This is a genomic window from Enterococcus sp. LJL120, assembly GCF_054871765.1.
The window spans coordinates 32370-58172 of record NZ_JBTXLV010000011.1 but is presented as its reverse complement, the minus strand read 5'-3'; the positions used below and the strand labels follow the sequence as shown (position 1 = coordinate 58172).

Below are 25803 nucleotides of genomic sequence, written 5' to 3'. Positions count from 1 at the left end.
GGAGAAAAAATGAATACTAAAATAGCCGTTTCAAGAAAAAAAGATAAGCTGCTGACTGCTTTGATTCTAGTAGGCTTGACCAGTCTCTTTGTGGTCAGCTTGTCTTTATTAAAACTAGATATTCCCGAATTTCTCAGCCGGTTTAAATCGGCTGGTGACATTTTACCGAACTTTTTAGCTTTAGATTTTTCAGAAATCAGCACGATTATCTATGAACTATTTGTTTCAATCTGCATGGCGATTGCTGCTTTGGCATTAGGCTTTGTGATTTCGATTCCCTTGAGCTTTCTCGGAGCTCGCAATACGACACCATTGCCAATTTTATCTGGCTTTATCAAAGGTTTGGTGGGAATCGTGCGGGCAGTGCCTGCTTTGATTTGGATTTTAATTGTCGTGGCCAGCTTAGGTTTTGGTAACACGGCTGGTGTTGTGGGATTAATTTTCCCAACGACCGGCTACTTGATTAAATCTTTTATCAGCTCAATCGAAGAACAAGATCCAGCCATCATCGAAACGATGAAGGCAACTGGCGCCGGCTGGCTGCAATTAATTGTTGAAGGCTTATTGCCAGGCTTAGTCAATCCGCTTTTGTCTTGGACCTCGATTCGTCTGGAGTCCAATATCGCAGAATCAATTTCTTTAGGGATGGTCGGCGCCGGTGGCATCGGCATGGTGATGACCCGGGCGATTGGTCAGTATGACTACGCTAAAATTTCCACAATTATTTTAGTCATTTTTATCACGATGATTACCTTTGAATTAATTATCGGCCAAATAAAACGAGCAATTAGATAGGAGCAAACCCATGACATATTTTACCCGCCTGCCGTTAAAAGGCAGCTACAATACCCGTGAATTAGGCGGTTATCCGACGGGAAATGGAGCGATTAATTTCCACAAATTTATTCGCAGCGACAGCATCACAGCTTTAACTAATCAGGATTTGGATTTTTTGAAGGAATACGGACTGCAGACGATTGTCGATTTGCGCAGTGATGCCGAAGTTGCGCAGGCGCCAAATCCGCAAATGGAAGGCGTTGAAAATCTGCACATTCCTTTAATCACCGGCGACATTGCTGATGCAACAAAGGATTTAAGCCGCTCTATGAAACTGACGATGGGAAGTTTTTACATCAATGTCTTAAAGGATTATCCGCAGAATCTGGTGAAGGTTTTTGAAGCGATGGCCGATAGTCAAGGTGCTGTCCTCTTTCATTGCAGTGCAGGCAAAGACCGCACTGGAATCATTGCGGCTTTTCTTTTAGATTTAGCTGGGGTTTCAGAAGCCGACATTATCGCCAATTATCAATTGACCCATACCTATTTAAAAACCAATCCGACTTTTACAAAGTCGGCCAGCGGCTACCCTCAAGAAATGTTTTATTCACTGCCGAGCTACATGGAGGAGCTGTTGAGCTATCTGTATCAAAATTATGATTCAGCCGAAAATTATTTGAAAACATTCGGCCTATCAGAGTTAGCCATTGAAAATTTACGGGAGCAATTGACCGGCCCTGTTCTCGTTTCCGTGAAGGAAGACTAAAATTTATCAAGAATGCCACAATAAGAACGCCAAAGCTGCCCACAGAAATGGAACAAAGGGCAGCTTTTTTATGGGCTGTCCCAATAAATTGCTAAGTAAAATCACTAAGACACCCAGCAAGCTTGCCAAACAAATTAATAAAGCCAGCTCTTGATAAGGAAGAAATAATGACCAGCACAGAAGTAGTTGCAAATCACCACCACCGATTTTATGAGGGAAGAATAACCGGATACACAAAAAAATTAAAAAAAGCAGAGCAGTCTGCTGCCAATATAATGGCAGCGACCCAATAATTGCCAATAACAGCATCACTACACTTGTAGGATAAAGAATTTTTGGTTCGACATGATAGTAAAATAAGTCTGTCAAACTCAACAGCCAGCCACTCAATAGCCAAAGACTGCAAAATAAACTGTAAAAGGTCAGTGGCAGTTGCGAAAGTCCGACAAACAATAACGCTCCGCTCACCTCAGCAAGCAAATAAATTTTTGGAATTGACTGCTGGCAAGCGGTGCAACGAAATTTTTGTAGGAGGATGGAAAAGATGGGAATCAGTTCATAACTGCGTAATTTATGTTGACAGCGGGTGCAGTGGGAGGCCGGTTTGACAATTGAAATTCCCTGATAGCTGCGTTCGATAACGACGCAGCAAAATGAAGCTAAACAAGCACCCAATAAAAAAGCCAATAGCATGAACAGCACCTCATTTCAAAAAAAGATTTTCTACTAATTTAGATTTTCTATAAAGAAATACGCAGGCTTAAAATGATTGCATTTTGCCAAAATTTTCTAAAGAGCAAACCGCTTTAACTGAAAATTTTTCTCAATTAGCTTCTTATGGTTTACTTTTTCTGCGCTTTCTACTATCATTTAAGAGTAGGAAAAATTAGAATTATTTTAAGGAGGAACTTAACATGAAATATGAACAAACAAAAGAAGTATTAAATCAATTGGTCGCTGATTTGAGCCAGTTCTCTGTTGTGATTCACCAAACTCACTGGTATATGAGAGGACCTGAATTCTTAACTTTACACCCATTGATGGATGACTACATGGATGAAATCAATGATCAATTGGATGTAATTTCTGAAAGATTGATTACTTTAGATGGTTCACCTTACTCCACTTTAAGAGAATTCGCTGACAATACTGGTATCGAAGATGAAGTTGGCAACTGGGATCGCACAATTCCAGAACGTATGGAAAAATTAGTTGAAGGCTACCGCTACTTAGCTGACCTTTACCAAAAAGGTATTGACGTGTCTGGCGAAGAAGGCGACGACTCCACACAAGATATTTTCATTGCTAACAAAACTGACATCGAAAAGAAAATCTGGATGGTCCAAGCTAAACTTGGCAAAGCACCAGGCGTTGACGCTGACACTCGTGTTGGGAAATAATTAGTAACATCTAAGGGACTGCATTATGCAGTCTCTTTTTTTGCACATAATTTGTTAGGACAGAGCTGTGAAAAGTTTTTTTGGGAAATTATTATACACTGATAATAGTGTATAATAATTTTTATAGAGAACTGGAGGAGAACTTATGAGCAAAGCAAAAGAAGATGTCTTTGATTTCGTTCAGCGGACAATTTATGGAAATGAAGAATTTGCAAATGGCCTGACCACAAGTCAAGTTGCTCAACAATTAAATATGCAACGGACAAATGTAAGCGCCTTACTGAACGCGTTAGTCAAAGAAGGCAGATTACTTAAAACGGATTCGCGGCCGGTTTTATATTTTTTAGAATCAGAAAGAGTGAATGGTAAATCTGAAAAATCACCACAGGTTTTGATTGGGGAGGAGGGCAGTTTAAAAAATGCTGTTCAATTAGCACAGGCGGCCATTTTATATCCCAGCAAACGACTAAATACTTTATTAACAGGGAATTTAGGTAATGGCACGACGTATTTTGTTAATTACATGCATAAAATTGCTTTGCAAAACCGAGTAATGACCAAGGATTCGCCGTTGATTCATGTCAATTGTCGCAATTACGTGAAGGACATTACTAGTTTGAACTCGCTGCTTTTTGGTCAGCAGGAGGATTTTCAAGGGAGTTGGTTTGAAAAGGCACAGGGGGGCATTTTATTTATTGATCATTACGATTTTTTAGATGCTTATCAGCAATCTAAAATTTTGGAATTTTTAGAACAAGAGGCTGTAATTACGCTAGAGAGTGGGGAGACTCTTGATTTGTCGGATATTTTTATTATTCTGTCTAGTGCTGTGAAGCTACCAGTAAATCGGAAAATCCCAGTAATTATTGAATTACCTGATTTAAATCAGCGACCATTAAAGGAGAAATTAGCCCTAATCCACCATTTCTTTAGTAAGGAAAGTTCGAATGCCGAAAGAACTATCGTGGTTTCCACAGATATTATTCGTACATTATTGCTAACAGAGTTTGCTTTTAATGTGAAGGAGATGAAGATGGCGATTGTGGCGGCTTGCGCCAATGCCTATGTGAGAGTGGTTCATTCGCCAAATCAAGACGTGGAGATTGTGATGGCGGACTTTAAGCTGGAATTGGCAAAGGCCCTTTTAAAGCGAGACAAAAATGATTTCGCTATTGAAGAATTGTTGGGGGACGAGCAAGTAATAGTTTATGAAAAAGCGAGTAATTCACTGGATCAAAGGGGACAAATTCGAGAGAATATGTACTTGGAAATCAATCATTACTACGAAGACCTTTTGAATAAAAAAGTCAGTGAGCTTAATATTCAAAAAATAATCAATGGGTTGACCCAAAAACTCTACAAGAACTACAGCTATCGGGGACGCTTCGATACGTCAGATGATGAGGAAAGATTAGCCAAGATTGTTGAACCTAAAATCATCGAAATCGTAAAAAAATGGTTGGAATATTGTAGCTATACACTCAACCGCTCTTTCAAAGCCAATATCTTTTATGGACTCTGTCTACATATCAATTCTTTATTAGCTTTAAAGCAGTTTCGCAGTCAAATGAGTGAAACACGCATCCAAGATTTGATTCAATTATATCCAGATGAATATGCGCTAAGTGTCCAGTTAGCTATGAAGCTCAAGGATCAATATGCTTTAGATTTACCGATTGAAGAGATTATTATCATTACTATGTTTTTAGTTCACACTGAGGAGGAAAAAACGGGTCACCCTGTACTACTTTATATTATGCATGGCAATGGAACCGCCAAATCATTGATGGAAACTACTCAAAATTTTACTCAAACGGATAATGTCTATAGTTATGATATGGCACTGACGAAGGAAATTCTTGTAGCCTTAAAGGAAATTAAAGAGCTGATTATGCAAATTGATCAAAATCAAGGTGTGATTGTTGTTTATGATATGGGCTCGATTAAAGCGATGTTGGAGACCATAGCAGAAGAGACAAATATTAAAATCCGACCTATTCACATGCCAATCACCTTAATCGGTATTGACATAGCTAGAAAATGTTCGATGGAGTCAGATATCGAATATGTATATCATACCGTAAATATGGAAACGAAGAGTCTATTTAATAAAAGAAATGAAAGAAGCAATACTATTATCGTTACCTTGTGTGAAACGGGTGAAGGCGGAGCACTACAATTGAAGCGCTACATTGATAATTACTCGAAGCTAGGGCTACAGACGGTACCCTTTGCTATTTCTGAAAAGGACAAACTTTTAGAGGAAATAATTTCCCTTAGAAAGACTTTCCATATTCATGCTTTTGTTGGAACATACGATCCTAAGTTGCTAGGGATTCCCTTTATACCAATCCACACCGTTTTTCAAAATAAGAAAGAAGATTTGGATCGTGTTTTGATGTTTGATCCGATGGTGGGGAGATACGGAGATTTTGAGGCGGTTTATCATAATCTTGAGGAGAGCCTGCGGTTTGTTCCGATTGAACGACTAAAAACGATTCTGCCCCAGGTAATTACTGATTTCAACATCATTTATGATTTAGAAGAAAATCAGTTGGTGGGCTTGTTTATGCATCTGGCCAGTTTAATTGATCGCTTATTATCAGGCGGAGGTTCAATCAAAAATCGGGAAAAAGATAAAATCATTAATGCCTATTTAGAAGATTATCGGACAGTCGGCAAAGTCTTAAAAAAAGTTGAGCGGAATTTTAAGATTATGATTGATGATGATGAACTTGCCACTATTATTATGATTTTGCGGAAGGTATAAATTTTAAGGAGAGACTGTACCATTAGTTTTTTGACAGATAAAATTCCATACTATATTAAATTTGCTGCTGCAGTCCAGTAGGTCCTCGGCGCAAACTTACAATAGTTAGTGGCAATTGCCAGATATTGTTTGGGAATTTTGATTCTGTTTTGACTAATGTCGTAGTCTCTCCTTTTTTGTTTATTAAGGCCAACTAGCTAAAAAGGAAACTATTACCGTCTTTTTTCAATGCTGTCTTGAATTTTGTATAAAGTGTCGGTCATGCGCCCCAAATAAACTCCTTCACTGAAAGCTTTCATTATTTTATTGTGTTTCTTCGATTGAAAGCTTTCAATCGATTGAGTAAAGTCAACTTTCAAGCCTTTAGGATCTTTTTCTGTTTCATAGGAAATAGTGATTGTATCGTATTGGGTACTAATCGTTGCTTGATAAACTTCCCCTCTAATGTACTCTTCGATGGTGATATCAACGGGTGTTTGCTGCTCGTCTTGCTTTTGATATCTCAGCCCTTTCCTGATTTTTTTCACACCTGTTAGAGAGTTGTGTGAGACGTTGAGATCAGCCAAGAGTTCGTCTTCAAGGTAGTCATAAAACTCATCGTTTGCCACTTTCAAAACTCTTGTAATTTTCATAATCTTATTATAATGGATTTTTTTTACCGATGACGGATTTTCTGTATCTTTTTTGAAGTGAGTTATTTTATACAATAGGATGCTGAGTTATACACAAAGCTGTTTTGAAATGTTTTTTTTAATACACTAAAAAGATTTTCAGCTTTTTTTTGATTTGTACACCTTCGTTTTGAGGAATATGAGTAAAAATCGGATGTAATTTCAGCTAATAGAAGTATACACTAATAAAATGTAAGCGTTTTGACGAGTCTTTATTTGTGATTTATCATGACTGTATTAAAGGAAAACCAAAAAACAGAAAGGAGTATTTCTTATGGATAATACACTATCGGAGGTTTCATCAATGACGATTATTGCCAACTCTGGGGATGGTCGTTCCTATGCTTTTAGAGCTTTGGAAGCGGCAAAGAAAGGAGATTTTGAACAGAGTGACGAGTTAATCAAGAAGGCTGAGGAATCCATACGCTTAGCGCATAAAGGCCAAACAGAATTGTTGGTGTCAGAAGCAAATGGCGATGAGAATGATATTAATATTTTGATGATTCATGCTCAAGATCACTTGATGACCAGTATGTTAGCCGAGGAGTTAATCAAAGAAATTATTCTATTATACAAAGATAAATATGAAAATTAAAACCAAAAATGAATTTAAATATTGGAAGGAGAAATGATTTATGAACATCTTATTAGTTTGTGCTGGAGGCATGTCAACAAGTATTTTAATGAAAAAAATGGAAAAATACTGGGAAGAGCAAGGAAAAGACTTAAACATAAAAGCAGTTGGTTTGTCTGAGTATCAAGATGTTTACCAAGATTTCGATATCATCCTTGTCGGCCCACAAGTCTCTTATCGAATCGATGATATTAAAGCCGATACGAATATGCCAACGGCTGCGATTGAATCCTTTGATTATGCGATTGCCAACAGTCCCAATATCATGAAGCTTGCTGACTCATTGTATGAACAAAAATAGCTGAAGGAGGAAAAGACAGATGGAAAAACTATTTCAAAGTAAAGCAATGATTAAGCTGCAGGATTTTGGGCAGGCACTTGGCCGAAACAAGTTTTTGATAGCTTTGCAGGCAGCAATGATGTCACTGATGGGAATTATTATGGTCGGGGCAATCTCACAAATTCTAGTCTCTGTTCTTGGTCCTTCGATGTTTAACTTATTCTCAGCAGACAGTGCCACCTATTATTATCTATATCTGCCTTATCAATTTACTATGAATAGCCTTTCTCTTTGGGTGGTTGCACTATTTGCTTATCATTATGCAAAAAATCTAAAAATGAAAGCGCCGATTATGAATGCGGTCGATGCTTTAGTTGGGTTTATCGTAGTTGCCGGTGCATTGGTTGTTACTGAAGCAGGTCTGACAACAATTGATATGACATATCTTGGAGCTCAAGGGATGTTTATCGGCTTCGTGGTCGTTTTCCTATCCGTTCATATTGAAAAATTCTGTATTGATAAAAATATCAGAATCAAAATGCCAGATGTTGTACCACCATTCCTACAAGATGGGTTTGCTTCAATTATTCCACTATTGTTCACCTTAATTGTTTTTGTGGGGGCATCCGCTGCAGTAGCAGTTGGAACAGGTGGCGCTTTTACAATCTGTTCAGGATTTATGGCAATTCTCGGTGTACCATTGAACGCCTTAACTTCTGTGCCTGGTATGTTTATTCTATGTATTTTCGGTGCCCTATTATGGTGTTTCGGGATTCACGGCACGATGATTTTAGTGCCAATTATTATGCCTTTAGGGATTCAAGCGGCGGTTGCCAATGGTGCTGCAGCTGCAGCAGGCGAACCATTAGTCTTCTATCCAGTGGCACTCTTTGGCTCGATGGCAATTGCTGGTGGAACAGGAAATACCTTACCTTTAGCAATTCTTGGATTTAAATCAAAATCTAAACAAATTAGTGCAGTTGCTAAAATTTCTCTAATTCCTGGGTGGTTCAATATTAATGAACCGTTGACCTTTGGTATGCCAATCATGTACAACCCAATTCTTTGTATCCCTTACGTTTTAAATATTCCGATTGTAATGCTATGCACTTACTTAGCCTATCAATTTGGCTTCTTACAACCAGCTTGGATTTCAATTTCGGCCTTATTACCAATGGGCTTTGCAGCTTATCTTTCTACATTAAGATGGCAAAATGCTATTTGGGATTACTTAATGCTAATTCCAGCAACAATTGTTTATTACCCATTCTTCAAAGCTTATGAAAAACAATTAGTAGCCAAAGAAGCAGCAGTCGCAGAAGCTGAAGCTCAAGAAGCAAGTATTCAAAAAAATAGTGAAGGTCAAATGGCATAAAATAAAACAAACTGAGGCAAAAGTTTTTTGTCTCAGTTTTATTGAATGGAGCGGATAAAATGGTTTTTAGTGAAAAATTTTTATGGGGTGGCGCAACAGCCGCCAATCAATATGAAGGGGGCTATTTGGATGGCGGCAAAGGCTTAAGTACCGCTGATGTCATCATTGCCGGTTCCCACACAGTTCCTAGACAAATTACTTGGCTCAACCCTCAAACTGGAGAAACCGGTAAAACAGGAATGGGTTTTGGCACCGAAATGGATTTCCCTGAAGGTGCAATTCCAGCAGTAATAGATGGAGAATACTATCCCAGTCATCAAGCAACCGACTTTTACCATCATTATAAAGAAGATATTGCTTTAATGGCTGAAATGGGTTTTCGAACATTCCGTTTGAGTATGAACTGGGGCAGAATTTTTCCGAATGGTGATGATCAAACACCCAATGAAGAAGGGTTGAAATTTTATGATGCTGTCTTTGATGAATGTCAAAAATATCAGATTGAGCCACTTGTCACCTTATCTCACTATGAAACACCTTTAAATTTAGTTATCAAATATGGCGGCTGGGTGAATCGCGGCTTGATTGATTTCTTTGAAACCTACGCCAAAACAGTTTTTGCTAGATACCAAGGTAAGGTTAACTATTGGCTAACCTTTAATGAAATCAATTGTATGGAATTTGCACCATTTATGGCAGGAGGCGTGATGGAGAACACGCCGCAAAATCGTGCCCAGGCTGCACATAATCAATTTGTTGCTAGTGCCAAGGCGGTACGGGCGGCTCATGAAATCGGTCCTGAAATTCAAGTGGGACAAATGTTGGCTTACCAGCCAATTTATGCCTATACCTGTGATCCTGCTGATCAATTATTTACAATGGAGGCAGCTCAATCTGGATTATTTTACTCTGACGTGCAAACTGGTGGTGCTTATCCAAACTATCGCTTAAAAAAATATCAAAGAGAAGGTATTGTTTTGGAGGATACACCAGAGGACTACGATTTAATTAAACAATACACGGCTGACTTCCTAAGCTTTTCTTGTTATGGTTCTAGCACTGTGTCAACTCACGAAGACGTTGCGGGCAGCGGTGGAAATTTAATGATGGGAATTAAAAATCCTTATCTGGAAACCAATGCATGGGGCTGGGCAACTGATCCTGCTTGTTTAAGAATCGCCTTAAATACATTATATGATCGTTACCACAAACCATTATGGATTGTTGAAAATGGAATTGGTTGGGATGATCAAGTTGAAGCCGACGGTAGCATTCATGACAGCTACCGAATCGATTATTTGCGGCAAAATATCCAGTCCATGGATGATGCAATCAACATCGATGGTGTTGACTTGATGGGGTATACGATGTGGGGTTGTATCGATTTAGTTAGTGCCGGCACCGGCGAAATGAAGAAAAGATATGGTTTTGTCTACGTTGACCGTGACGACGTTGGAAATGGCAGTCTTGCTAGAAGCAAGAAAGATAGTTTTTATTGGTACAAAAAAATGGTTGCATCTGATGGTGCAGATTTAACTTAGGAGGCGGCTATGACAGATTATCTAATTAAAGGTTTTCCAAAAGATTTCTTGTGGGGTGGTAGCACTTCGAGCGCCCAAGTGGAAGGCGCCTTTGATGAGGACGGTCGCGGTCTTTCGGTTTGGGATGTTAAGAAATTAAACCCGGGGACTTGCTCGTTTCATTATGCGAGTGATTTTTACCATCATTATAAAGAAGACATTGCGCTGATGGCGGAAATGGGTTTCAAAGCGTATCGGATGAGTATTTCTTGGAGCCGAATTCTACCATCTGGCGAAGGCGAAATTAATCCAAAGGGTCTTGAGTTTTATAAAAATGTCTTTAGGGAATGTCGTAAACATAATATTGAGCCAATCGTGACAATTTTTCATTTTGATTTGCCACTAGCACTATCAGAAAAATATGGTGGCTGGCAAGACCGACGGATGATCGATGTGTATGTAAACTATTGTCACATCCTCTTTGAAAATTTTAAAGAGGATGTGCGCTATTGGCTGACCTATAATGAGCAAAATATGCTGATCTTTTTTGGGGCTCTTGATATGATTGGAGGCACAAATAAAGCAAAAAAAGGTAGCGATTTATATAATGAAGCGCATATTCAATTAATAGCGCAGGCCAAAGCAATCCATTTATGTCACGAGATGTGTCCCGAGGCATTAATTGGGCCAGCACCCAATATTACGACTGCTTATCCTAAAACAAGTAATCCAATAGATTTTATCGCTTCAATGAACATGGATAATTTACGGAACGATTTTTATTTGGATGCGCTAGTGTTTGGCAAATATCCGCAAAGTGTTTGGAATTACTTTGCCGAAAATGAGATTGAAATTGAAGTGCAGGAAGGCGATTTCGAAATCATGGCCAGCTGCCATCCAGATATCATCGGCTTCAATTGTTACGGCAATGATACGATAGAACATTTAGATTTTTATAAACAGGACTTAAATGCTCTCGCAAACGCCGACAATCGGGACATTAGTTATTTGCGAGCCCTAATGGATAAACCAGGAGTTGGCCGAGCCGCTGAAAATGACTACTTTCCTAAAGGTTTGGATGGACACCAATTTGATCCTTATTGCATTCGGGTAACCGCAAGAAGACTAACTGACCGCTACCATTTGCCAGTGATTATTACCGAGAATGGTTACGGTCGTCCAGATACTTTAGAAGCCGACGGAAAAATTCACGATGATTACCGAATAGAGCATTTGCGGGAAACAATCAGACAAATGCAGATTGGTATTGAAGAAGGAGCCAACATCATTGGCTATTGTCCATGGAGTGCTATCGATTTGGTTTCTACACGAGAGGGAATTACCAAACGCTACGGCTTCATTTATGTTGACCGGGATGAAGACGATGAAAAGGCTAAAACTGCGCCGATGAAACGCTATCGTAAAGATTCCTTCCATTGGTATAAAAAAGTTATTGCTTCAAACGGAGCAGAACTGGATTAAAGAATAAAACGAAAATAGACAGCAAAGTTTTTAAAGAAATTGCTTAAGCAGATGGTTTCTTAGACCATAGCCAGTGATTTTCTTTGAGAACTTTGCTTTTTTAAATTTATCTGAATTATGGTATATTTTATTGAGAATCATTTTCAATTAAATGGAGGGTTCAGATGGAGGATGTAATTATTATCGGCGGTGGCCCCGCTGGTTTATATAGTGCTTTTTATTGTGGGATGCGAGGCTTATCGGTGAAATTAATTGAAGGCAGCTCGCAGCTTGGGGGCAAATTGAATTTTTATCATGAACGGATTATTTGGGACCTTGGCGGTGTTGAGCCAAGGCCGGCCAAAGAAGTTGTGGCGGCTTTACGAGAGCAGGCCGCCACGTTTCCGACAAAAGTTTTATTGAATCAAGCAGTTGTGGCACTAAAACAGCAGGCCGAACACTGGCAGGTGATTACCAAAGAAGGACAAGTGCACGAGGCCAACGCTGTGATCGTGGCGACTGGTACAGGCATGGTCGCAAAACAACCGGTGGTTTGGGGTGATGCTCAAGCGCTACAAATTGATTACAAATTAGCGGCTGGCGAAAGGTATCAAGATCAGACGGTTCTTTTATATGGAAGCTTTGCGAAAGTCAAACGAGCACTAAAGAAATTAACTGTAGCCAAAAAAGTCATTGTCTTTGGCGCAGAAGAAAAATTTCCCGCTGAATTTACCAATCTGCAAGTTATTCCTGAGCCATTGCGAGTGACGGTGAAGGAAGAGGAAAATCAATTGGCCGTGACCTTAGCATTTCCCGGAGAAAACTTTCAGCCTTTGTTAGTTGATTCCTTGGTTGCCTTTCAGCAGGTCAACCATGCTCATCCGCTTAAATCAGAACTGAGTAAGCGATTTGACATTAGCGAGTTTGGGCAAGTGACAACCATGGGGCAGGGCAAGACGGAACTGGCCGGCCTGTTTGCTGTTGGTGACGCTAGTCAGTATGAAGGTAAAATGAATATGATTGCTGGTGCCATTTATGAAGGATTACAGACTGCCAATCAAATTGCCGTTTATTTGAATGATGAAGCTGAGCCGGTTGGCAAGGTTTCTACTCATCACCCTGAGCTGCTGAAGAAATTGTGATGTGGGCTGCGAATTAGAATGGAGAAATCCATTCTTTTTTGTTTTGAAAGACATTAGCTGGTTTTTCAGCAGGAATTATCTGGAATCAGGATTCCAATTTCCCCTGAAATTTTTCAATAATGGTGGCTGCTTGTCGTTTTTTTATTTTCCAAAAGGGTCTGCTGTATTTGCTTTTGTCTTTAGTTTGGTAGAATCTTGATTTATTTTAAATATTTTCTAATAAAAACTGGTGGATTTCATTGACTTTGCTAGTGTTTCAGGTTATGATGTTAAACGGTATTGTTTACCCCACAAGAGCCCCGGAAACTCACGTGTATGTAAACATCAGAACTTAAATTGGAGGAAGAAAATCGTGCGTACAACATATATGGCTAAGCCAGGCGAAGTAGAACGTAAATGGTACGTAGTAGACGCAACTGATGTTCCTTTGGGACGTCTTTCAACTGTTGTTGCTTCAGTGCTACGCGGTAAAAATAAACCAACATTCACACCTAACGTGGATACAGGCGATTTCGTAATCGTCATCAACGCTGACAAAATTAAATTAACAGGTAAAAAAGCAAGTGATAAAATTTACTACCGTCACAGTAACTACCCAGGTGGGTTGAAATCTGTAACTGCTGGTGAATTACGTGCTAAAAATTCTCGTCGTTTGATTGAAACTTCTGTAAAAGGCATGCTTCCTAAAAACACTTTGGGCCGCAAACAATTTACTAAGTTAAACGTGTACGGTGGAGCGGAACATCCACATACTGCACAACAACCAGAAGTTTTAGACATCACAAACTTAATCTAAGAGGAGGGAATTTCATTGGCACAAGTACAATATATCGGCACAGGCCGTCGTAAAAATGCAGTTGCCCGCGTACGTTTAGTACCAGGAACTGGTCAAATTACTGTAAACAAAAAAGATGTTGAAGAATATATTCCACACGCTGACTTACGTCTAGTTATCAACCAACCTTTTGGTGTAACTGAAACTGTCGGTTCATACGACGTTTTCGTAAACGTAAACGGTGGAGGCTACGCAGGACAATCAGGAGCTATCCGTCACGGAATCGCTCGTGCATTGTTAGAAGTTGACCCTGACTTCCGTACACCTTTAAAACGCGCAGGCTTACTTACTCGTGATGCCCGCATGGTTGAACGTAAGAAACCAGGTCTTAAAAAAGCTCGTAAAGCTTCACAATTTAGCAAACGTTAATCGTTGTTATATCAACGGTTTTGGACATCTGCCAGTTGGTGGGTGTCTTTTTTTTCAGAAATCCCCACCAAATTCCCCACCAATTCCCCACCATTTGATTTTACAAGCTGGTTATAGGTAAAGTCAGCAGGTGTAAGTTTAATTACATTATTTACATTAATATACGTTTTTGTTGTTGCTACTTCTGAATGTGTTAGTGCTTCAGAAATGCTTTCTAAAGACATGCCATTTAATTTAGCAAGTGTAGCTGTTGTGTGTCGTAGCTTATGTGGAGAACAAGGCTCAAGGTTTGGGTGACGTCTTTTAATTGATTTCATACGATAGTTCAAAAAATCTGTATGCACGCATTTATTTATGTTTCCTTTACGGTCATAATACGTAAATAGAAATTGGTCACGTGTCTGCTTGATTTTTAATTGAGATAATTCTTTCTTTTGAACGTTTTTCCATTCCAGCAATAATTGTTTCAATACGGCTGGTAGGTTTAAATCAGTTGATTTGTTTCCTTTGGTACTTTTGACGTTTCCAAATTTATCTAATGCTTGTACAAGATAGATTTGATTGTTCAAAAAATCTATATGTTTCCATTGCAAAGCATAGGTTTCGGATTTACGGTCAGATAGAAAGTAGGTAGTCCAAAATAATACATATTGTAAGCGATGAAAAATGAAATCGATAGATGGTTGTGACAAAAGGTTGGTTCTTCGCCAGTATGTACTAGCGAAGAGAGAATTAATGATCTTTACTAACTGCAGGACAATTAAAATTGCGATTAATATGAGATACGACTTTCATATAATTGTCATTACCAAGTTGAGAAATAAGATGTTGTTTCATTAATTTGAGCTCACGAGAAGTTGCTTCATTAATTATTTTGTTGAAACCATTTTTGTCTAATTTTACGAGTTCAGATACTTCCCAAAATCTTATTTTTTTGTATTTGTTCAATTTTTTTAATCGATTATCAATATCTTCTTTTGAACCATTTTTATAAAAACTGATACAGTATTCTTCTCTAGCATGTCTCGAACTATCAAAATAGAATCGATAAAAAACAACCACCGTATCATAGCCTAAAAATCTTCTTATCTGTCCAACATGTTCAAATGCTAGTTCTTCTTGAATATTTGTTGTATTTTCAATGTAAATCTCATTATTGTATTTTTTGTTTTTTTGATAACTTAATTCTACTTTCTATTTTAGAAAGCTGTTCAGAGACAAATTGGACTAACAGGGAGTCAATAATCCACGTGAATTATTTGATCAGCGACTTATCAAGATTTCTTGCCTTTCTTGATAATCCTATTGTAGTATGCATTATTTCAAATAAACACCCCCTTGTGACAAAAGGTTGGTTTTCTGTTGAAGATTTGGTATAATAAATAAGAAGTGGAAAGGAGAATGATTATATGAATTGCCCAAAATGTAATAGTGAAGCAATAAAATATGGTAGCAAACAGGGGATACAGAGGTATCAATGCATATCATGCAATTATCATTTTACGCAAGGCACAAGACCACGCTTATCTGAGGAACAACTCGATATGGTATTTGAAGACCTAATGAGTGGTATGGATAGGCAAGAAGTCGCAAATAAATACGGAGTTAGTTTGAGGACAATTCAGCGGTGGATATCAAATAAGCAAAATGAGTAAATTAATGATTTTCGTTGCTTACATTTTTTTAATTTGTGTATCAAAAAATGTTACAGCAGTGTATGAAAATAAATTTAAAATAAAAGTAAAATATATTGATCTAATAAGAAAGGATGTTATTAAATGGAAAAACAAAGAATTGCAATTCAAGATACTTATGGAGAAAGGTTTCAATATTGTTGGGGATGTGGACCTAAAAATGAAGAAGGCTTACATTTAAAATCTTATCCATCAGAAAGTGGAGAAGAATCTATCTGTAAATTCACACCAGAAAGCAAATATACAGGGGGAGTTCCTAAAAATCTTTTTGGTGGAATGATAGCGATGATTTTTGACTGCCACGGAACTGCTTCAGCAGCTTGGTTTAAACACAGAGATAAGGGTTTAGAGCTTACTGAAGATACTGTAATTCTTCGTTTTGTTACAGCAAGACTTGAAGTTGATTTTAGAAAACCAGTTCCTATGGACAAAGAAGTAACTGTAACAGCAAGAGCTGAAGAAATTGGCGAAAGAAAAGTTATTCTTAATATGGAAATGGAAGTTGAAGGGGAAGTTAGAGCAAGATCAAAAATGGTTGCAGTTGCTGTAAAGGATAATATGTAATCTTTTATTTTGATATAAAAATATTATCGTAGATTGTAAAATTAAGCTAGACAACTAAAAAAGTCATTTATGATACACTCTTACTATACTTCCACCACGAAGAATAGGAGTGATCATAAATGACCTACACCCATCTTACCACGGATGAATTAGTTATGATAGAAGCTTATTATCATCAAAATATTTCAGTTACGATTATCGCTGAACGCTTAAAACGTTCGCGTCAACCTATTTATAACGTCATTAACTTTTTGAAGCAGGGTCACTCAGCGATCGATTACTACAAACGCTACAAGGAAAACAAAAGGCGATGCGGTAGACGTAAGATCTCCTTGCCTAAAAAAGAGCAGGAATACGTCAAGGAAAAGGTTTCCCTTGGATGGACGTCGGACGTTATTATTGGGCGTGCTGAACAGCCCATCAGTTGTTCAATGAGAACGTTATATCGTCGCTTTGAGGACGGTTACTTTGATAGAACAACGTTCCCTATGAAGGGCAAAAGAAAACCAAATGGACACAACGAACGACGTGGAAAGCAAGCTTTCAAACGACATATCTCTGAAAGAGATAAAGACTATCCTCTATTTAAAGATGAATTTGGTCACATTGAAGGTGACACAATCGTTGGTGCTCATCATAAAAGCGCAGTTATCACATTGGTGGAACGTCTATCTAAAGCTATCATCACTTTAAAGCCAGAAGGTAGAAAAGCAAGTGACATTGAAACAACGCTAACACAGTGGTTTCAATCTATTCCAAGAAATCTGTTTAATTCTTTCACATTTGATAATGGGAAAGAATTTAGTAATTGGAAATCGTTGTCCAACCAACATGATGTCTCAATCTACTTTGCAGACCCAGGAACACCTTCACAACGTGGCTTAAATGAACAATCAAATGGCTTACTTCGAAAAGATGGTTTGCCAAAAGAAATGGACTTCAACGAAGTCGATCAGAACTTTGTGTCCGCAGTAGCTGACAAGAGAAATAAAATCCCTAGAAAATCACTAAATTATCGAACGCCTTTGGAAGTGTTTTTGAGTTATATCGATGAATCACATTTGTCTAGCTTAAATTGACAAATCAAATAATAAAAAAATTATAATATGATTATTGGGCGAAATGGCTAGAAAAAAATGTCATTTAGTTCCTATATCCAAGTTGAACAAATAGTATGATATCAAATGATGAAAAACTTGGATATATAGTAGATGAAGCATTGATACTTGTGTTCTAGTTCATTTAGGAAATTATCTTGATTATGAAGCAATTGGGCGAGATTATCGTATGACTATGGCTGGAGAATTTGTAGGGAACTATTATATAGAGTTTTTATAGAAAAAAATAAGCTGGCTCATGATGAGTCGGCTTGTATTGTTGTATGAAAAGGTAGAAATCATAACATAGATTTTTTGGATAGATTAAATGACTTGAATATATATGTAGAATGGCTCGAATAAAATATACACCAATGACTCGCCTTTTTAGTATAAATCCCCACCATTGAATTAAAATTTATTGAAAATAAATAAAGTTGAATGAAATTGAGATATAAAATTTTCGCTTATTTAAAGCCTTTTGAAACCTATTAAATAACATGTTTACCAAACCAGGTCTTAAAAAAGCTCGTAAAGCTTCACAGTTCTCAAAACGTTAATCGATTTCTTTGGATATATGAAGATAAAAGGCACTTTCCATTTTTCTTGGAAAGTGCCTTTTCACTACTCCCCCTCATCCCCCAACATCAACGATGGCGCCTTCCCAAATTTCTTCTTAAAAGACTTACTAAAATGAAACGTATCCTGATAGCCCACTAGCTTGGCGACATCGCCAACGGTGTGCTGTTTTTTTTCTAGCAGATATTTGGCGTGATTGAGGCGAATATCAATTAGGTAGCTGATGGGGCTGACGCCAATCAGCTCTTTGAAAATGCGTGAGAGATAGGTGGCGCTGACAAAATGGTCTTGGGCCAGCAATTCTAAGGTAATTTCTTGGTCATAATGGTTTTCAATGTAGTAGAGCACCTGGTTGACGATTTTTTGCTGGCGATTTTCATTGTCGGAGAGCAGGTTGGACATTTTGATATCGTTTTCAGTATTGAGCGCCCGCAAAATATAAATCAGCATTTCGATGATGATAATTTTTTGCATCATGGCGCTTTCTGATTGTTGCTGTTCGACTTCATTGATGGCCTGCCAGGCTTTTTGCAAAACAAAGTGCTGGTACTTGCCCAGGTTTGGCCGTGGATGGTCGTGGGGCAGAAAATTGCGCTTGAAACCATCTAAGGAAATATTGCGAATGCCGATATGAAGTTGATGGGAAAAAGTATCTGGCTGCTGCCATTCCCGATGGCGCATGCCGGGATTGAAAATCATCACGTTTCCGGCGGCTAAAGAGATTGGCTCCTCTCCTTCAAATTGATAGATGGCTTCCCCTTCTAAAATAATGCTGATTTCTAAAAAATCATGGCTGTGCATATTGGAAAAATTGCGGTCATTATTCCACGGGTCAAATAGGTAAATGACCTCAGGACTAAAAGTTTTTGGCGAAATAAAATTCATCGAAGGCCCCTCATTTCCTCACTCATATAAATAATATTTTACATTATCTAGACAAAGAAAATCCATTCTCATTGGCAACTATTTTCATTAAACTTTTACATGCAAACAAGGTGGGATTTTTCTTAAAAAATCTAAAGGGAAATTCCTAAAAGGAAGGTGAAAAGAAAATGGGAGATTTGCAGTGGATTTGGCGTTATGCCAAAAGGGACAGACGGAAAGTTTTTCTGGGGTTATTATTCATTTTATTGAATGCGGGATTGGTGATTGTCAATCCATATGTTGCGGGAGTTATTGTGGACCGGGTGATTTATCAAGGGGATGCGGGGCTGTTACTGCCACTGTTGGCGGTGATGATTGGCACGACACTGCTGCGGACGATTGTTCGTTATAGTTATCAAATTATTTGGGAGCAGGTGGGTCAGGACACGATTTATGCGCTGCGGGGCGACCTTTATCAAAAATTGCAGGAGCTGGACTTTGGCTTTTTCAATCACACACGGGTCGGCGATATTATGGCCCGGATGACGGGAGATACGGATGCGATTCGCCATTTTGTTTCGTGGGTCAGCTATAACGTGTTGGAGTGCGTGATTTGGTTTGTTTCAGCAATTATTGTGATGAGTACGATTAATTTGCGGCTGACGCTGGCGTTGGTGGCGATTACGCCGTTTATTTTTATTTTGACAAATCGCATGGCTCGGGATGCCCATCCATTATTTATTGAAATTCGCGAAAGCTTTTCCCGTTTAAATTCGATGGTCGAGGAGAATATCGGCGGCAATCGCGTGGTCAAAGCCTTCGCCCAAGAGGCTTTTGAGATTGAAAAGTTCAATCACTTTAACGCTGATTTTAAACAGCGGAATTTAGATCTGGCTGGAGTTTCTAGAAAATATTTGCCATTGCTAGATGGACTGGCGGGTAGTTTAGGCATGACAGTTTTGGTGTTGGGTGGCTTTTTAGTAATCAACAGTCAAATGTCGTTAGGGGAATTGGTGGCTTTCAATGGCTATTTATGGATGCTGAACAATCCCTTGCGGATGAGCGGCTGGCTGATTAATGATGTTCAGCGTTTTTCGGCTTCTTGTATTAAGATTCGAGAAATGTTAAATCGCAAATCAGAAATTCCTATTGGAGCGGCGGCGGATATTCAGCAAATTAAAGGAGATGTGGAGTTTCGCCATGTGTCTTTTGCTTTTCCTGATGATCCGGAAAAGGAAATTCTGGCTGATGTCTCTTTTACGATTAAACAAGGGCAGACGATTGGCATTTTAGGAGAGACAGGTTCTGGTAAATCCACACTGGTCAATTTAGTCGGGCGTTTTTACGACCCGACGGCGGGCGCAGTTTTGATTGACGGCAAGGATATCAAGACCTATCCAGTGCGGCAATTACGGGAAAAAATTTCGATGGTGATGCAGGATGTCTTTTTATTTTCCAATACGATTGCCGAAAATATTTCTTTTGGAAATCCTTATGCCGACCCAGAGATGATTCAGCAGATGGCGGCAATTGCCGATGCGGATGCGTTTATTCATCGAATGCCAGAGGGCTATGAAACGCTGGTGGGTGAGCGAGGCGTTGGTCTTTCCGGCGGTCAGAAGCAGCGGATTTCCTTGGCCCGGGCTTTGACCAAAGACCCGGCTGTCCTGATTTTGGATGATACGACGTCTGCTGTCGATATGGAGACGGAAATTAAAATCCAAGAAAAATTGACGAATCTGACTCAGCAGAAGACGACTTTTATCATTGCCCACCGGATTTCTTCTGTGCGAAAAGCCGATGTTATTTTGATGATGGAAAAAGGCAAAATTATTGAACAGGGCACCCATGAAGAATTAATTGCAAAACGGGGCAAATATTTTGAAGTCTACCAAAGACAACTGGGAGGAGCTGAGGAAAATGGCTCGCAATAAATACGATGTCGATGAAGAATTAGAAAAAAGTTTTAACTGGCAAGATTTTAAACGCTTAGGGCAATATGTAACGCCTTACCGCAAGCCGATTGCGCTGGTCTTAGCAACAATTATTCTGGCAAATAGCGGAAGCATGCTCTTGCCGCTGTTCACCAAAATTGCAATTGACACATCGATTCCCCAAAGAAACACAAATGAACTGCTGTTGATTGGCGCTGGCTTTCTCGCAATATTAATCATTGTCGGTCTCTGCTTACGCTACCGTATTTTCCAAATTACGAAAATCGGTCAAGATGTTTTGAAGGATATGCGCTTTGATATTTTTCAACATTTGCAAAAGCTGCCTTTTTCTTATTTTGATAATCGGCCCCACGGCAAAATTTTGATACGCGTGGTTAATTATATTAATACGCTGAGCGATTTGCTGAGCAATGGCCTGATTAATCTCGTATCGGATGTCTTTAATATCTTGATTACCCTCGTCTTTATGTTTGCGATTGATTTCAGACTGACATTGTATAGCTTGGCATTGCTGCCGGTGCTGATTATTATGGTGCTGTTTATTAAAAATCGTCAGCGGGCGGCTTACCAAACCTTGTCGAACAAGCAATCAAACATGAACGCCTATATTCACGAAAGCATTGCTGGCATCAAGATTACCCAATCCTTTGCCCGGGAAGCGCAAAATTATCAGGAGTTTCAAACGGTTAGCGATGATTGCCGCCAATCTTTTATGAAGGCGGTTAAAATTCAATTTCTGATGTGGCCGGGGGTAGAAAATATTTCGGTTATCACCACTAGCTTGATTTATTTTGTTGGCGTCAGGCAAATGGGTGTCGATGTTTCCGTGGGAACGCTAATTGCTTTTATTTCTTATATTAATAATTTCTGGAACCCTGTTATCAATATTGCGAATTTTTATAATTCGCTAATTACTGCCACCGCTTATCTAGAACGAATTTTTGAAACGCTGGACGAAAAACCGGTGATTCAAGATGCACCGACGGCGATTGAATTGCCTGCTATCACCGGCGACATTGACTTTCAAGATGTCAGCTTTTCCTATGAAGCGGGTAAAAATATTTTGAATCAAGTCAGCTTTCATGTTGAAGCCGGTCAAAGTATTGCTTTAGTTGGGCCAACTGGTTCTGGGAAGACAACGATTATTAACCTTTTAAGTCGGTTTTATGATGTATCTTCAGGCAGTGTCAAAATCGATGGCTACGATGTGCGGGATGTCACGCTACATTCATTGCGGCGGCAAATGGGGGTGATGCTACAGGATACCTTTATTTTTTCCGGCACGATTATGGATAATATTCGTTACGGCAAATTGGATGCGACAGAAGCAGAAGTAATTGAGGCGGCGAAAGTCGTGCGGGCACACGATTTTATTAAGGATTTAAAGGATGGCTATCAAACTGTAGTGGAAGAACGGGGCAATACCTTATCTGCTGGTCAGTGCCAATTGATTTCCTTTGCTCGAGCATTACTAGCCGATTCAAAAATTTTAATTTTGGATGAAGCCACCTCTAGTATTGATACGAAAACCGAGGAGCTGTTGCAAAAAGGTTTGGTCCAGTTGCTAAAAGGGCGGACCTCCTTTATCATCGCCCACCGGCTATCGACAATCAAACATTCCGATAAGATTTTTTACATCAACAAAGGTGAAATTGCTGAAGCTGGAAGTCACGATGAATTGATGGTGGCTAGAGGCTTGTATTATTATTTGTATCAATCCCAGTATGATTTGTTGCGGGCGATATAGAAAAGAAAAGTTAAAGGTGGAGATTAGAAATTTAAAATCGCCACCTTTTTCCATGCCCCCAAAGCATACTCCAAACCCAACTAAGCATTGGTCAACTCAGCTAGTTTCCTCTAAAGTGAAATTAGAAAATATTTTAGAGGAGGAAGAATAATGACGAAACCTTTTGTTTTTTGTCACATGCTGATTTCATTGGATGGAAAAATTACCGGCAAGTATATGGAGACACCGGAAGGAGAGCGGGCCGGCGACTTTTTCTATCAACTGGCTTTTGGTCAAGCACCTTTTTACAAAAATCAAGGCTGGCTGTCTGGCCGGAAAACGACGGATGATAATTTTACTTTTTATCAGGAGCCAGAGCTGCCGGAAAAATTTCCAGAAGTTCCTGATGGGGATTTTATCACCGAGACCGGTCGAAAGATTTATTATATTTCGATTGATCCCTCGGGGAAACTCGGCTGGCAAAAAAATACGATTACCTATAGAGACACGACGGCAACAGTGATTGAAGTGCTGACGGAAAAAGTCAGCGACCAATACAAAGCTTTCCTGCGGGAACGAAACATTCCCTATCTGATTGCTGGTCAAAAGCAGATTGATCCACAGCTGACACTGGATAAATTGCAACAATATTTTGCTTTGGATTCAGTGATGCTAGGTGGCGGCGGACTATTGAATTGGTCATTTATTGAAGCGGGGGTCTGTGATGAAGTCAGCCTGGTGGTGGCGCCAGTGGCCGATGGCGCCTCTGATAGTCCCTCGGTTTTTGAAAGCGGCAATTTGAGTGACAATCAAGCCGTTGCCTTTTCCTTAGAACAAGTGGAAAAGCAAACAGACGGCAGCTTGTGGCTGCGTTATTTAGTTAAAAAATAAACTTCCATGCTTTAAAGGCATACAAAAAAATATTATAAGTATTGGTGGTCTACTCAGCTTTCCTCTAAAGTAAAGACAGAATGAGTTTAGAGGAGTAAAAAAGATGGATCAACGAAAAAAACAATTGCTCGCACTCTTGTCGGCGGCTTTGGTGATTGCTTCGGCGCCGGCAATCTCTGCTAATATTCCGGCGATAGCGGCTAGCTTTCCCACAGTCAGCCAAACTTTTATCAGTTTGTTTACGACAATTCCAGCGCTATTTATTATTGCCGGAGTTTTTCTGACTAGCATAGTTGAAAAGCAGCTGGGGCAAAAGAAAACAATTTTGGCAGGCTTATTGATTGTGGCAATTTTTGGCACGCTACCGGCTTGGTTTAGTCAATCCTTTGCGCTATTATTTTTATCCCGCTGTATTTTAGGGTTAGGCATTGGGTTATTCAATCGACTGATTATCCAAATGGTCAGTGCTTTGTATCAAGATTCTCTGACGAAACGGGCGCGGGCACTAGGTTTGGAAAGTGCCTTTGAAGGGCTGGGGGGCATCGTAATGACAATCAGCGTCGGCCAGCTGGTTAAAATTTCTTGGCAGCTGTCTTTTTTGGTCTATGGCATTTCGTTGATTGGCTTTGTATTGGTATTGTTCTTTTTACCAGAACAAAAAAACTCTGCACAAGCGCCTACCGCAGATTTAACAATAACGGCAAAAGCTGCTCCGGCAGTCAAGGCAAAGATGATTCAGCTGGCTTGTTTGTTATTTGTGATTGTCGGTTTGTTTATTATTTTTAATCTGCAAATCACTCCGCTGCTTTTAGAAAAGGGGATTGGCGATGCCACACAGGGGAGTAATATGATTGCGGGCATTTCGATTGGCGCCTTTATCGCGGGAAATTTATTCGGCAAAACCTACACCATTTTGAAAAATTATGTCCTGCCGACAGCAGCTTTTTTAGCGGGGACGTTTATCATTTTGACGACGATTTCAACATCAATTCCTCTGACAATTCTCCTTTCCGGCGGCTTGGGCTTTGCCTTTCGCAATATCATGCCTTTTTTCAATCATCTATTTACCTCGGCTGGCGGTGATTCCGCTAAGTTTGGGACAACGGCAATTTTAATTGCCTATAATTTAGGCTCGACCTTTTCGCCTTACTTTATTCAAGGTTTTAATTTTTTAGGCGTTAATCAGCCAAGTTTGCTTTTACAAGTTGTCGGAATAATTTTTATTGTCATCGCAGTGTTAACGGCAATTTTTAATCGGAAAATTTATCTGGGAGAAGTTTAACAGCAAAAAAACCACCTCTTTTAGAATAGATTTGCAGGAAGCACCGCAAAAGTTAGCCTAAAATGCTAACTCGGCGGGCACTTCAAGAATCTATTACTTAAGAGGTGTTTTTGTGTGTATTGAGTGATTGTTATTTTCCTTCAGGGCTTAAACTGACTCCCGAATGATTAAGCGGGTTTCTAACGGTGCTGCTTCGGGAACTGGTTGTTCTTCAATTTTGGCAATCAACGCTTCTGCTGCCAGCCGACCCATTTCCTCAATCGGCTGATGTATCGTAGTGATTTCCGGATTGGTTAAGGCGGCCATCGGTTGGTCATCAAAGCCTAAGACCGCTAAATCAGTCGGGATAGTTAACTGAAATTTGCGGGCTTCGCTGATAATGCCGGCTGCCACTTCATCGCCGTTGGAAAAAACGGCGGTTGGTCGCAAAGTATCAGCAGCCATCATTTTTTGTAAAAATTGGCGGCCGCCTGCAGCCCCTAAAATATTTTCGTAATAATCTGTGTCAGAAAATTCGATGCCAGCTTCCTTTAAGGCTTTCAAAAAGCCTTTAAAGCGATGGTCGTGGGCATTGCGAATATTGCCGGTACAAAAGGCAATTTTACGATGGCCTTTTTCAATTAAAAACTTGGTTCCTTGATAGCTGGCGGCCTCTTCATCAATTTGAATCACCGGCAAATCCTTTGAGCCGATGTAACGATTGCAGAGAATTATTTTGCCTTCGTCAATCAGCTGGACAATATTGTCCGTGGCATGTTCTAAATTGGTGACAATAATTCCGTCCAGCTGTTTTTTGGGAATCAGCTGAATGAAAAAATCCTCCAGCTCAAGATTGCCCTGAGTTTGTAAAACAACAAGGTTATAGCCTTTTGCTAAGGCGGTTTTTTCGATTTCATTGACTAGATAAGCGAAAAATGGATTGGTGATATAAGAAATAATCACGCCAATCATTTTCGATTTTTTGCCCCGCAGCTGCTGGGCGACATTATTGGGGAAATAATTTAACTCTGCCATCGCTTTTTCAATTTTCTTTTTGGTTTTTTCTGAGACATAAGGATGATTATTTAAGGCACGGGAAACGGTTGTCACTGAAACCCGGGCTTTTTTTGCAACGTCTTCAATACTGGCCATGTGCTCAACTCCTTAGGAAA

At 39.4% G+C, this 25803-nt stretch carries 23 protein-coding genes and 1 pseudogene; 19 read left to right on the top strand and 5 right to left on the bottom strand.

Features of this window, described 5'->3' with window-relative positions; translation table 11 throughout:
- Positions 1-9 precede the first annotated feature (9 nt).
- Both ACYSNU_RS16340 and ACYSNU_RS16335 read left to right on the top strand, forming a co-directional pair.
- Positions 10-795, top strand: coding sequence for a PhnE/PtxC family ABC transporter permease (locus ACYSNU_RS16340; protein ID WP_461738233.1), 786 nt, complete (start codon positions 10-12; stop codon positions 793-795).
- 10 nt (positions 796-805) lie between these two features.
- Positions 806-1543 (top strand): tyrosine-protein phosphatase, encoded by a 738-nt coding sequence (locus tag ACYSNU_RS16335; RefSeq protein WP_461738232.1) that lies wholly within the window; start codon positions 806-808, stop codon positions 1541-1543.
- Between the two features lie 6 nt (positions 1544-1549).
- Here ACYSNU_RS16335 and ACYSNU_RS16330 read toward each other — a convergent pair whose 3' ends face one another.
- Entirely contained in the window at positions 1550-2236 is a 687-nt protein-coding gene (locus tag ACYSNU_RS16330; protein ID WP_461738231.1) for a prepilin peptidase, read from the bottom strand.
- Positions 2237-2457: 221 nt separating this feature from the next.
- On the opposite strand from ACYSNU_RS16330, the gene ACYSNU_RS16325 reads away from it, so the two are divergent.
- Positions 2458-2943: a Dps family protein gene (locus tag ACYSNU_RS16325; protein WP_461738230.1), complete on the top strand. Its 486-nt coding sequence runs from the start codon at positions 2458-2460 to the stop codon at positions 2941-2943.
- Between the two features lie 145 nt (positions 2944-3088).
- Positions 3089-5713 (top strand): PRD domain-containing protein, encoded by a 2625-nt coding sequence (locus tag ACYSNU_RS16320; protein ID WP_461738229.1) that lies wholly within the window; start codon positions 3089-3091, stop codon positions 5711-5713.
- A 212-nt stretch (positions 5714-5925) separates the two neighbouring features.
- Here ACYSNU_RS16320 and ACYSNU_RS16315 read toward each other — a convergent pair whose 3' ends face one another.
- Positions 5926-6345 carry a DUF3284 domain-containing protein gene (locus tag ACYSNU_RS16315; protein ID WP_461738228.1) on the bottom strand — a complete coding sequence of 140 codons (420 nt, stop codon included), beginning with the start codon at positions 6343-6345 and terminating at the stop codon, positions 5926-5928.
- Positions 6346-6658: 313 nt separating this feature from the next.
- Between ACYSNU_RS16315 and ACYSNU_RS16310 the strand changes: the two genes are divergently transcribed.
- The 8 genes from ACYSNU_RS16310 (at position 6659) to rpsI (ending at position 14000) form a co-directional block, all read left to right on the top strand.
- Positions 6659-6979: a PTS lactose/cellobiose transporter subunit IIA gene (locus tag ACYSNU_RS16310; RefSeq protein ID WP_461738227.1), complete on the top strand. Its 321-nt coding sequence runs from the start codon at positions 6659-6661 to the stop codon at positions 6977-6979.
- A gap of 40 nt (positions 6980-7019) precedes the next feature.
- Complete coding sequence (locus ACYSNU_RS16305) at positions 7020-7319, top strand: PTS sugar transporter subunit IIB (RefSeq protein ID WP_461738226.1); 300 nt, start codon at positions 7020-7022, stop codon at positions 7317-7319.
- A gap of 19 nt (positions 7320-7338) precedes the next feature.
- Positions 7339-8673 (top strand): PTS sugar transporter subunit IIC, encoded by a 1335-nt coding sequence (locus ACYSNU_RS16300; protein WP_461738225.1) that lies wholly within the window; start codon positions 7339-7341, stop codon positions 8671-8673.
- A 59-nt stretch (positions 8674-8732) separates the two neighbouring features.
- On the top strand, positions 8733-10214 hold the full coding sequence (locus ACYSNU_RS16295) for a family 1 glycosylhydrolase (protein WP_461738224.1): 1482 nt from the start codon (positions 8733-8735) through the stop codon (positions 10212-10214).
- A gap of 9 nt (positions 10215-10223) precedes the next feature.
- Complete coding sequence (locus ACYSNU_RS16290; protein ID WP_461738223.1) at positions 10224-11675, top strand: glycoside hydrolase family 1 protein; 1452 nt, start codon at positions 10224-10226, stop codon at positions 11673-11675.
- 164 nt (positions 11676-11839) lie between these two features.
- On the top strand, positions 11840-12796 hold the full coding sequence (locus ACYSNU_RS16285) for an NAD(P)/FAD-dependent oxidoreductase (protein ID WP_461738222.1): 957 nt from the start codon (positions 11840-11842) through the stop codon (positions 12794-12796).
- Between the two features lie 352 nt (positions 12797-13148).
- The gene (gene rplM / locus ACYSNU_RS16280) at positions 13149-13592 is read left to right on the top strand and encodes a 50S ribosomal protein L13 (RefSeq protein WP_265457925.1); all 444 of its coding nucleotides are present in this window, start codon (positions 13149-13151) and stop codon (positions 13590-13592) included.
- 15 nt (positions 13593-13607) lie between these two features.
- On the top strand, positions 13608-14000 hold the full coding sequence (gene rpsI, locus ACYSNU_RS16275) for a 30S ribosomal protein S9 (protein ID WP_265457927.1): 393 nt from the start codon (positions 13608-13610) through the stop codon (positions 13998-14000).
- A gap of 11 nt (positions 14001-14011) precedes the next feature.
- Here the strand turns inward: rpsI and ACYSNU_RS16270 are convergent.
- A pseudogene (locus ACYSNU_RS16270) lies at positions 14012-14650 on the bottom strand (tyrosine-type recombinase/integrase); the annotation flags it as partial.
- A 759-nt stretch (positions 14651-15409) separates the two neighbouring features.
- On the opposite strand from ACYSNU_RS16270, the gene ACYSNU_RS16265 reads away from it, so the two are divergent.
- From ACYSNU_RS16265 to ACYSNU_RS16255, 3 genes are all read left to right on the top strand, one after another.
- Positions 15410-15655: a transposase gene (locus ACYSNU_RS16265; RefSeq protein WP_461738221.1), complete on the top strand. Its 246-nt coding sequence runs from the start codon at positions 15410-15412 to the stop codon at positions 15653-15655.
- A gap of 123 nt (positions 15656-15778) precedes the next feature.
- A complete protein-coding gene (locus ACYSNU_RS16260; RefSeq protein ID WP_019131942.1) occupies positions 15779-16258 on the top strand; it encodes an acyl-CoA thioesterase in 480 nt (159 codons plus the stop codon).
- A gap of 119 nt (positions 16259-16377) precedes the next feature.
- Entirely contained in the window at positions 16378-17337 is a 960-nt protein-coding gene (locus ACYSNU_RS16255; RefSeq protein ID WP_461738220.1) for an IS30 family transposase, read from the top strand.
- Positions 17338-17979: 642 nt separating this feature from the next.
- Here the strand turns inward: ACYSNU_RS16255 and ACYSNU_RS16250 are convergent.
- The gene (locus ACYSNU_RS16250; protein WP_461738219.1) at positions 17980-18819 is read right to left on the bottom strand and encodes a helix-turn-helix transcriptional regulator; all 840 of its coding nucleotides are present in this window, start codon (positions 18817-18819) and stop codon (positions 17980-17982) included.
- 167 nt (positions 18820-18986) lie between these two features.
- Here ACYSNU_RS16250 and ACYSNU_RS16245 point away from each other — a divergent pair, with 167 nt between their 5' ends.
- The 4 genes from ACYSNU_RS16245 to ACYSNU_RS16230 all read left to right on the top strand — a co-directional run bounded on the left by ACYSNU_RS16245 (position 18987) and on the right by ACYSNU_RS16230 (position 24652).
- Positions 18987-20732 (top strand): ABC transporter ATP-binding protein, encoded by a 1746-nt coding sequence (locus ACYSNU_RS16245; protein WP_461738218.1) that lies wholly within the window; start codon positions 18987-18989, stop codon positions 20730-20732.
- A complete protein-coding gene (locus tag ACYSNU_RS16240; protein WP_461738217.1) occupies positions 20719-22500 on the top strand; it encodes an ABC transporter ATP-binding protein in 1782 nt (593 codons plus the stop codon). The genes ACYSNU_RS16245 and ACYSNU_RS16240 overlap by 14 nt, the downstream gene beginning before the upstream one ends.
- 150 nt (positions 22501-22650) lie before the next feature.
- Positions 22651-23370, top strand: coding sequence for a dihydrofolate reductase family protein (locus tag ACYSNU_RS16235; protein ID WP_461738216.1), 720 nt, complete (start codon positions 22651-22653; stop codon positions 23368-23370).
- 103 nt (positions 23371-23473) lie between these two features.
- Complete coding sequence (locus ACYSNU_RS16230; RefSeq protein WP_461738215.1) at positions 23474-24652, top strand: MFS transporter; 1179 nt, start codon at positions 23474-23476, stop codon at positions 24650-24652.
- A 147-nt stretch (positions 24653-24799) separates the two neighbouring features.
- Here ACYSNU_RS16230 and ACYSNU_RS16225 read toward each other — a convergent pair whose 3' ends face one another.
- Positions 24800-25783: a LacI family DNA-binding transcriptional regulator gene (locus tag ACYSNU_RS16225; protein WP_461738214.1), complete on the bottom strand. Its 984-nt coding sequence runs from the start codon at positions 25781-25783 to the stop codon at positions 24800-24802.
- Positions 25784-25803 lie beyond the last annotated feature (20 nt).

Bases quoted from the DNA above. Each gene is read 5' to 3' on its own strand.
- ACYSNU_RS16245 (WP_461738218.1), top strand. From the start codon at position 18,987: ATGGGAGATTTGCAGTGGATTTGGCGTTATGCCAAAAGGGACAGACGG.
- ACYSNU_RS16295 (WP_461738224.1), top strand. From the start codon at position 8,733: ATGGTTTTTAGTGAAAAATTTTTATGGGGTGGCGCAACAGCCGCCAAT.
- ACYSNU_RS16235 (WP_461738216.1), top strand. From the start codon at position 22,651: ATGACGAAACCTTTTGTTTTTTGTCACATGCTGATTTCATTGGATGGA.
- ACYSNU_RS16310 (WP_461738227.1), top strand. From the start codon at position 6,659: ATGGATAATACACTATCGGAGGTTTCATCAATGACGATTATTGCCAAC.
- ACYSNU_RS16290 (WP_461738223.1), top strand. From the start codon at position 10,224: ATGACAGATTATCTAATTAAAGGTTTTCCAAAAGATTTCTTGTGGGGT.
- ACYSNU_RS16260 (WP_019131942.1), top strand. From the start codon at position 15,779: ATGGAAAAACAAAGAATTGCAATTCAAGATACTTATGGAGAAAGGTTT.
- ACYSNU_RS16255 (WP_461738220.1), top strand. From the start codon at position 16,378: ATGACCTACACCCATCTTACCACGGATGAATTAGTTATGATAGAAGCT.
- ACYSNU_RS16240 (WP_461738217.1), top strand. From the start codon at position 20,719: ATGGCTCGCAATAAATACGATGTCGATGAAGAATTAGAAAAAAGTTTT.
- ACYSNU_RS16305 (WP_461738226.1), top strand. From the start codon at position 7,020: ATGAACATCTTATTAGTTTGTGCTGGAGGCATGTCAACAAGTATTTTA.
- ACYSNU_RS16340 (WP_461738233.1), top strand. From the start codon at position 10: ATGAATACTAAAATAGCCGTTTCAAGAAAAAAAGATAAGCTGCTGACT.
- ACYSNU_RS16335 (WP_461738232.1), top strand. From the start codon at position 806: ATGACATATTTTACCCGCCTGCCGTTAAAAGGCAGCTACAATACCCGT.
- ACYSNU_RS16315 (WP_461738228.1), bottom strand. From the start codon at position 6,345: ATGAAAATTACAAGAGTTTTGAAAGTGGCAAACGATGAGTTTTATGAC.
- ACYSNU_RS16250 (WP_461738219.1), bottom strand. From the start codon at position 18,819: ATGAATTTTATTTCGCCAAAAACTTTTAGTCCTGAGGTCATTTACCTA.
- ACYSNU_RS16225 (WP_461738214.1), bottom strand. From the start codon at position 25,783: ATGGCCAGTATTGAAGACGTTGCAAAAAAAGCCCGGGTTTCAGTGACA.
- ACYSNU_RS16330 (WP_461738231.1), bottom strand. From the start codon at position 2,236: ATGCTATTGGCTTTTTTATTGGGTGCTTGTTTAGCTTCATTTTGCTGC.
- ACYSNU_RS16300 (WP_461738225.1), top strand. From the start codon at position 7,339: ATGGAAAAACTATTTCAAAGTAAAGCAATGATTAAGCTGCAGGATTTT.
- ACYSNU_RS16285 (WP_461738222.1), top strand. From the start codon at position 11,840: ATGGAGGATGTAATTATTATCGGCGGTGGCCCCGCTGGTTTATATAGT.
- ACYSNU_RS16320 (WP_461738229.1), top strand. From the start codon at position 3,089: ATGAGCAAAGCAAAAGAAGATGTCTTTGATTTCGTTCAGCGGACAATT.
- ACYSNU_RS16265 (WP_461738221.1), top strand. From the start codon at position 15,410: ATGAATTGCCCAAAATGTAATAGTGAAGCAATAAAATATGGTAGCAAA.
- ACYSNU_RS16325 (WP_461738230.1), top strand. From the start codon at position 2,458: ATGAAATATGAACAAACAAAAGAAGTATTAAATCAATTGGTCGCTGAT.
- ACYSNU_RS16230 (WP_461738215.1), top strand. From the start codon at position 23,474: ATGGATCAACGAAAAAAACAATTGCTCGCACTCTTGTCGGCGGCTTTG.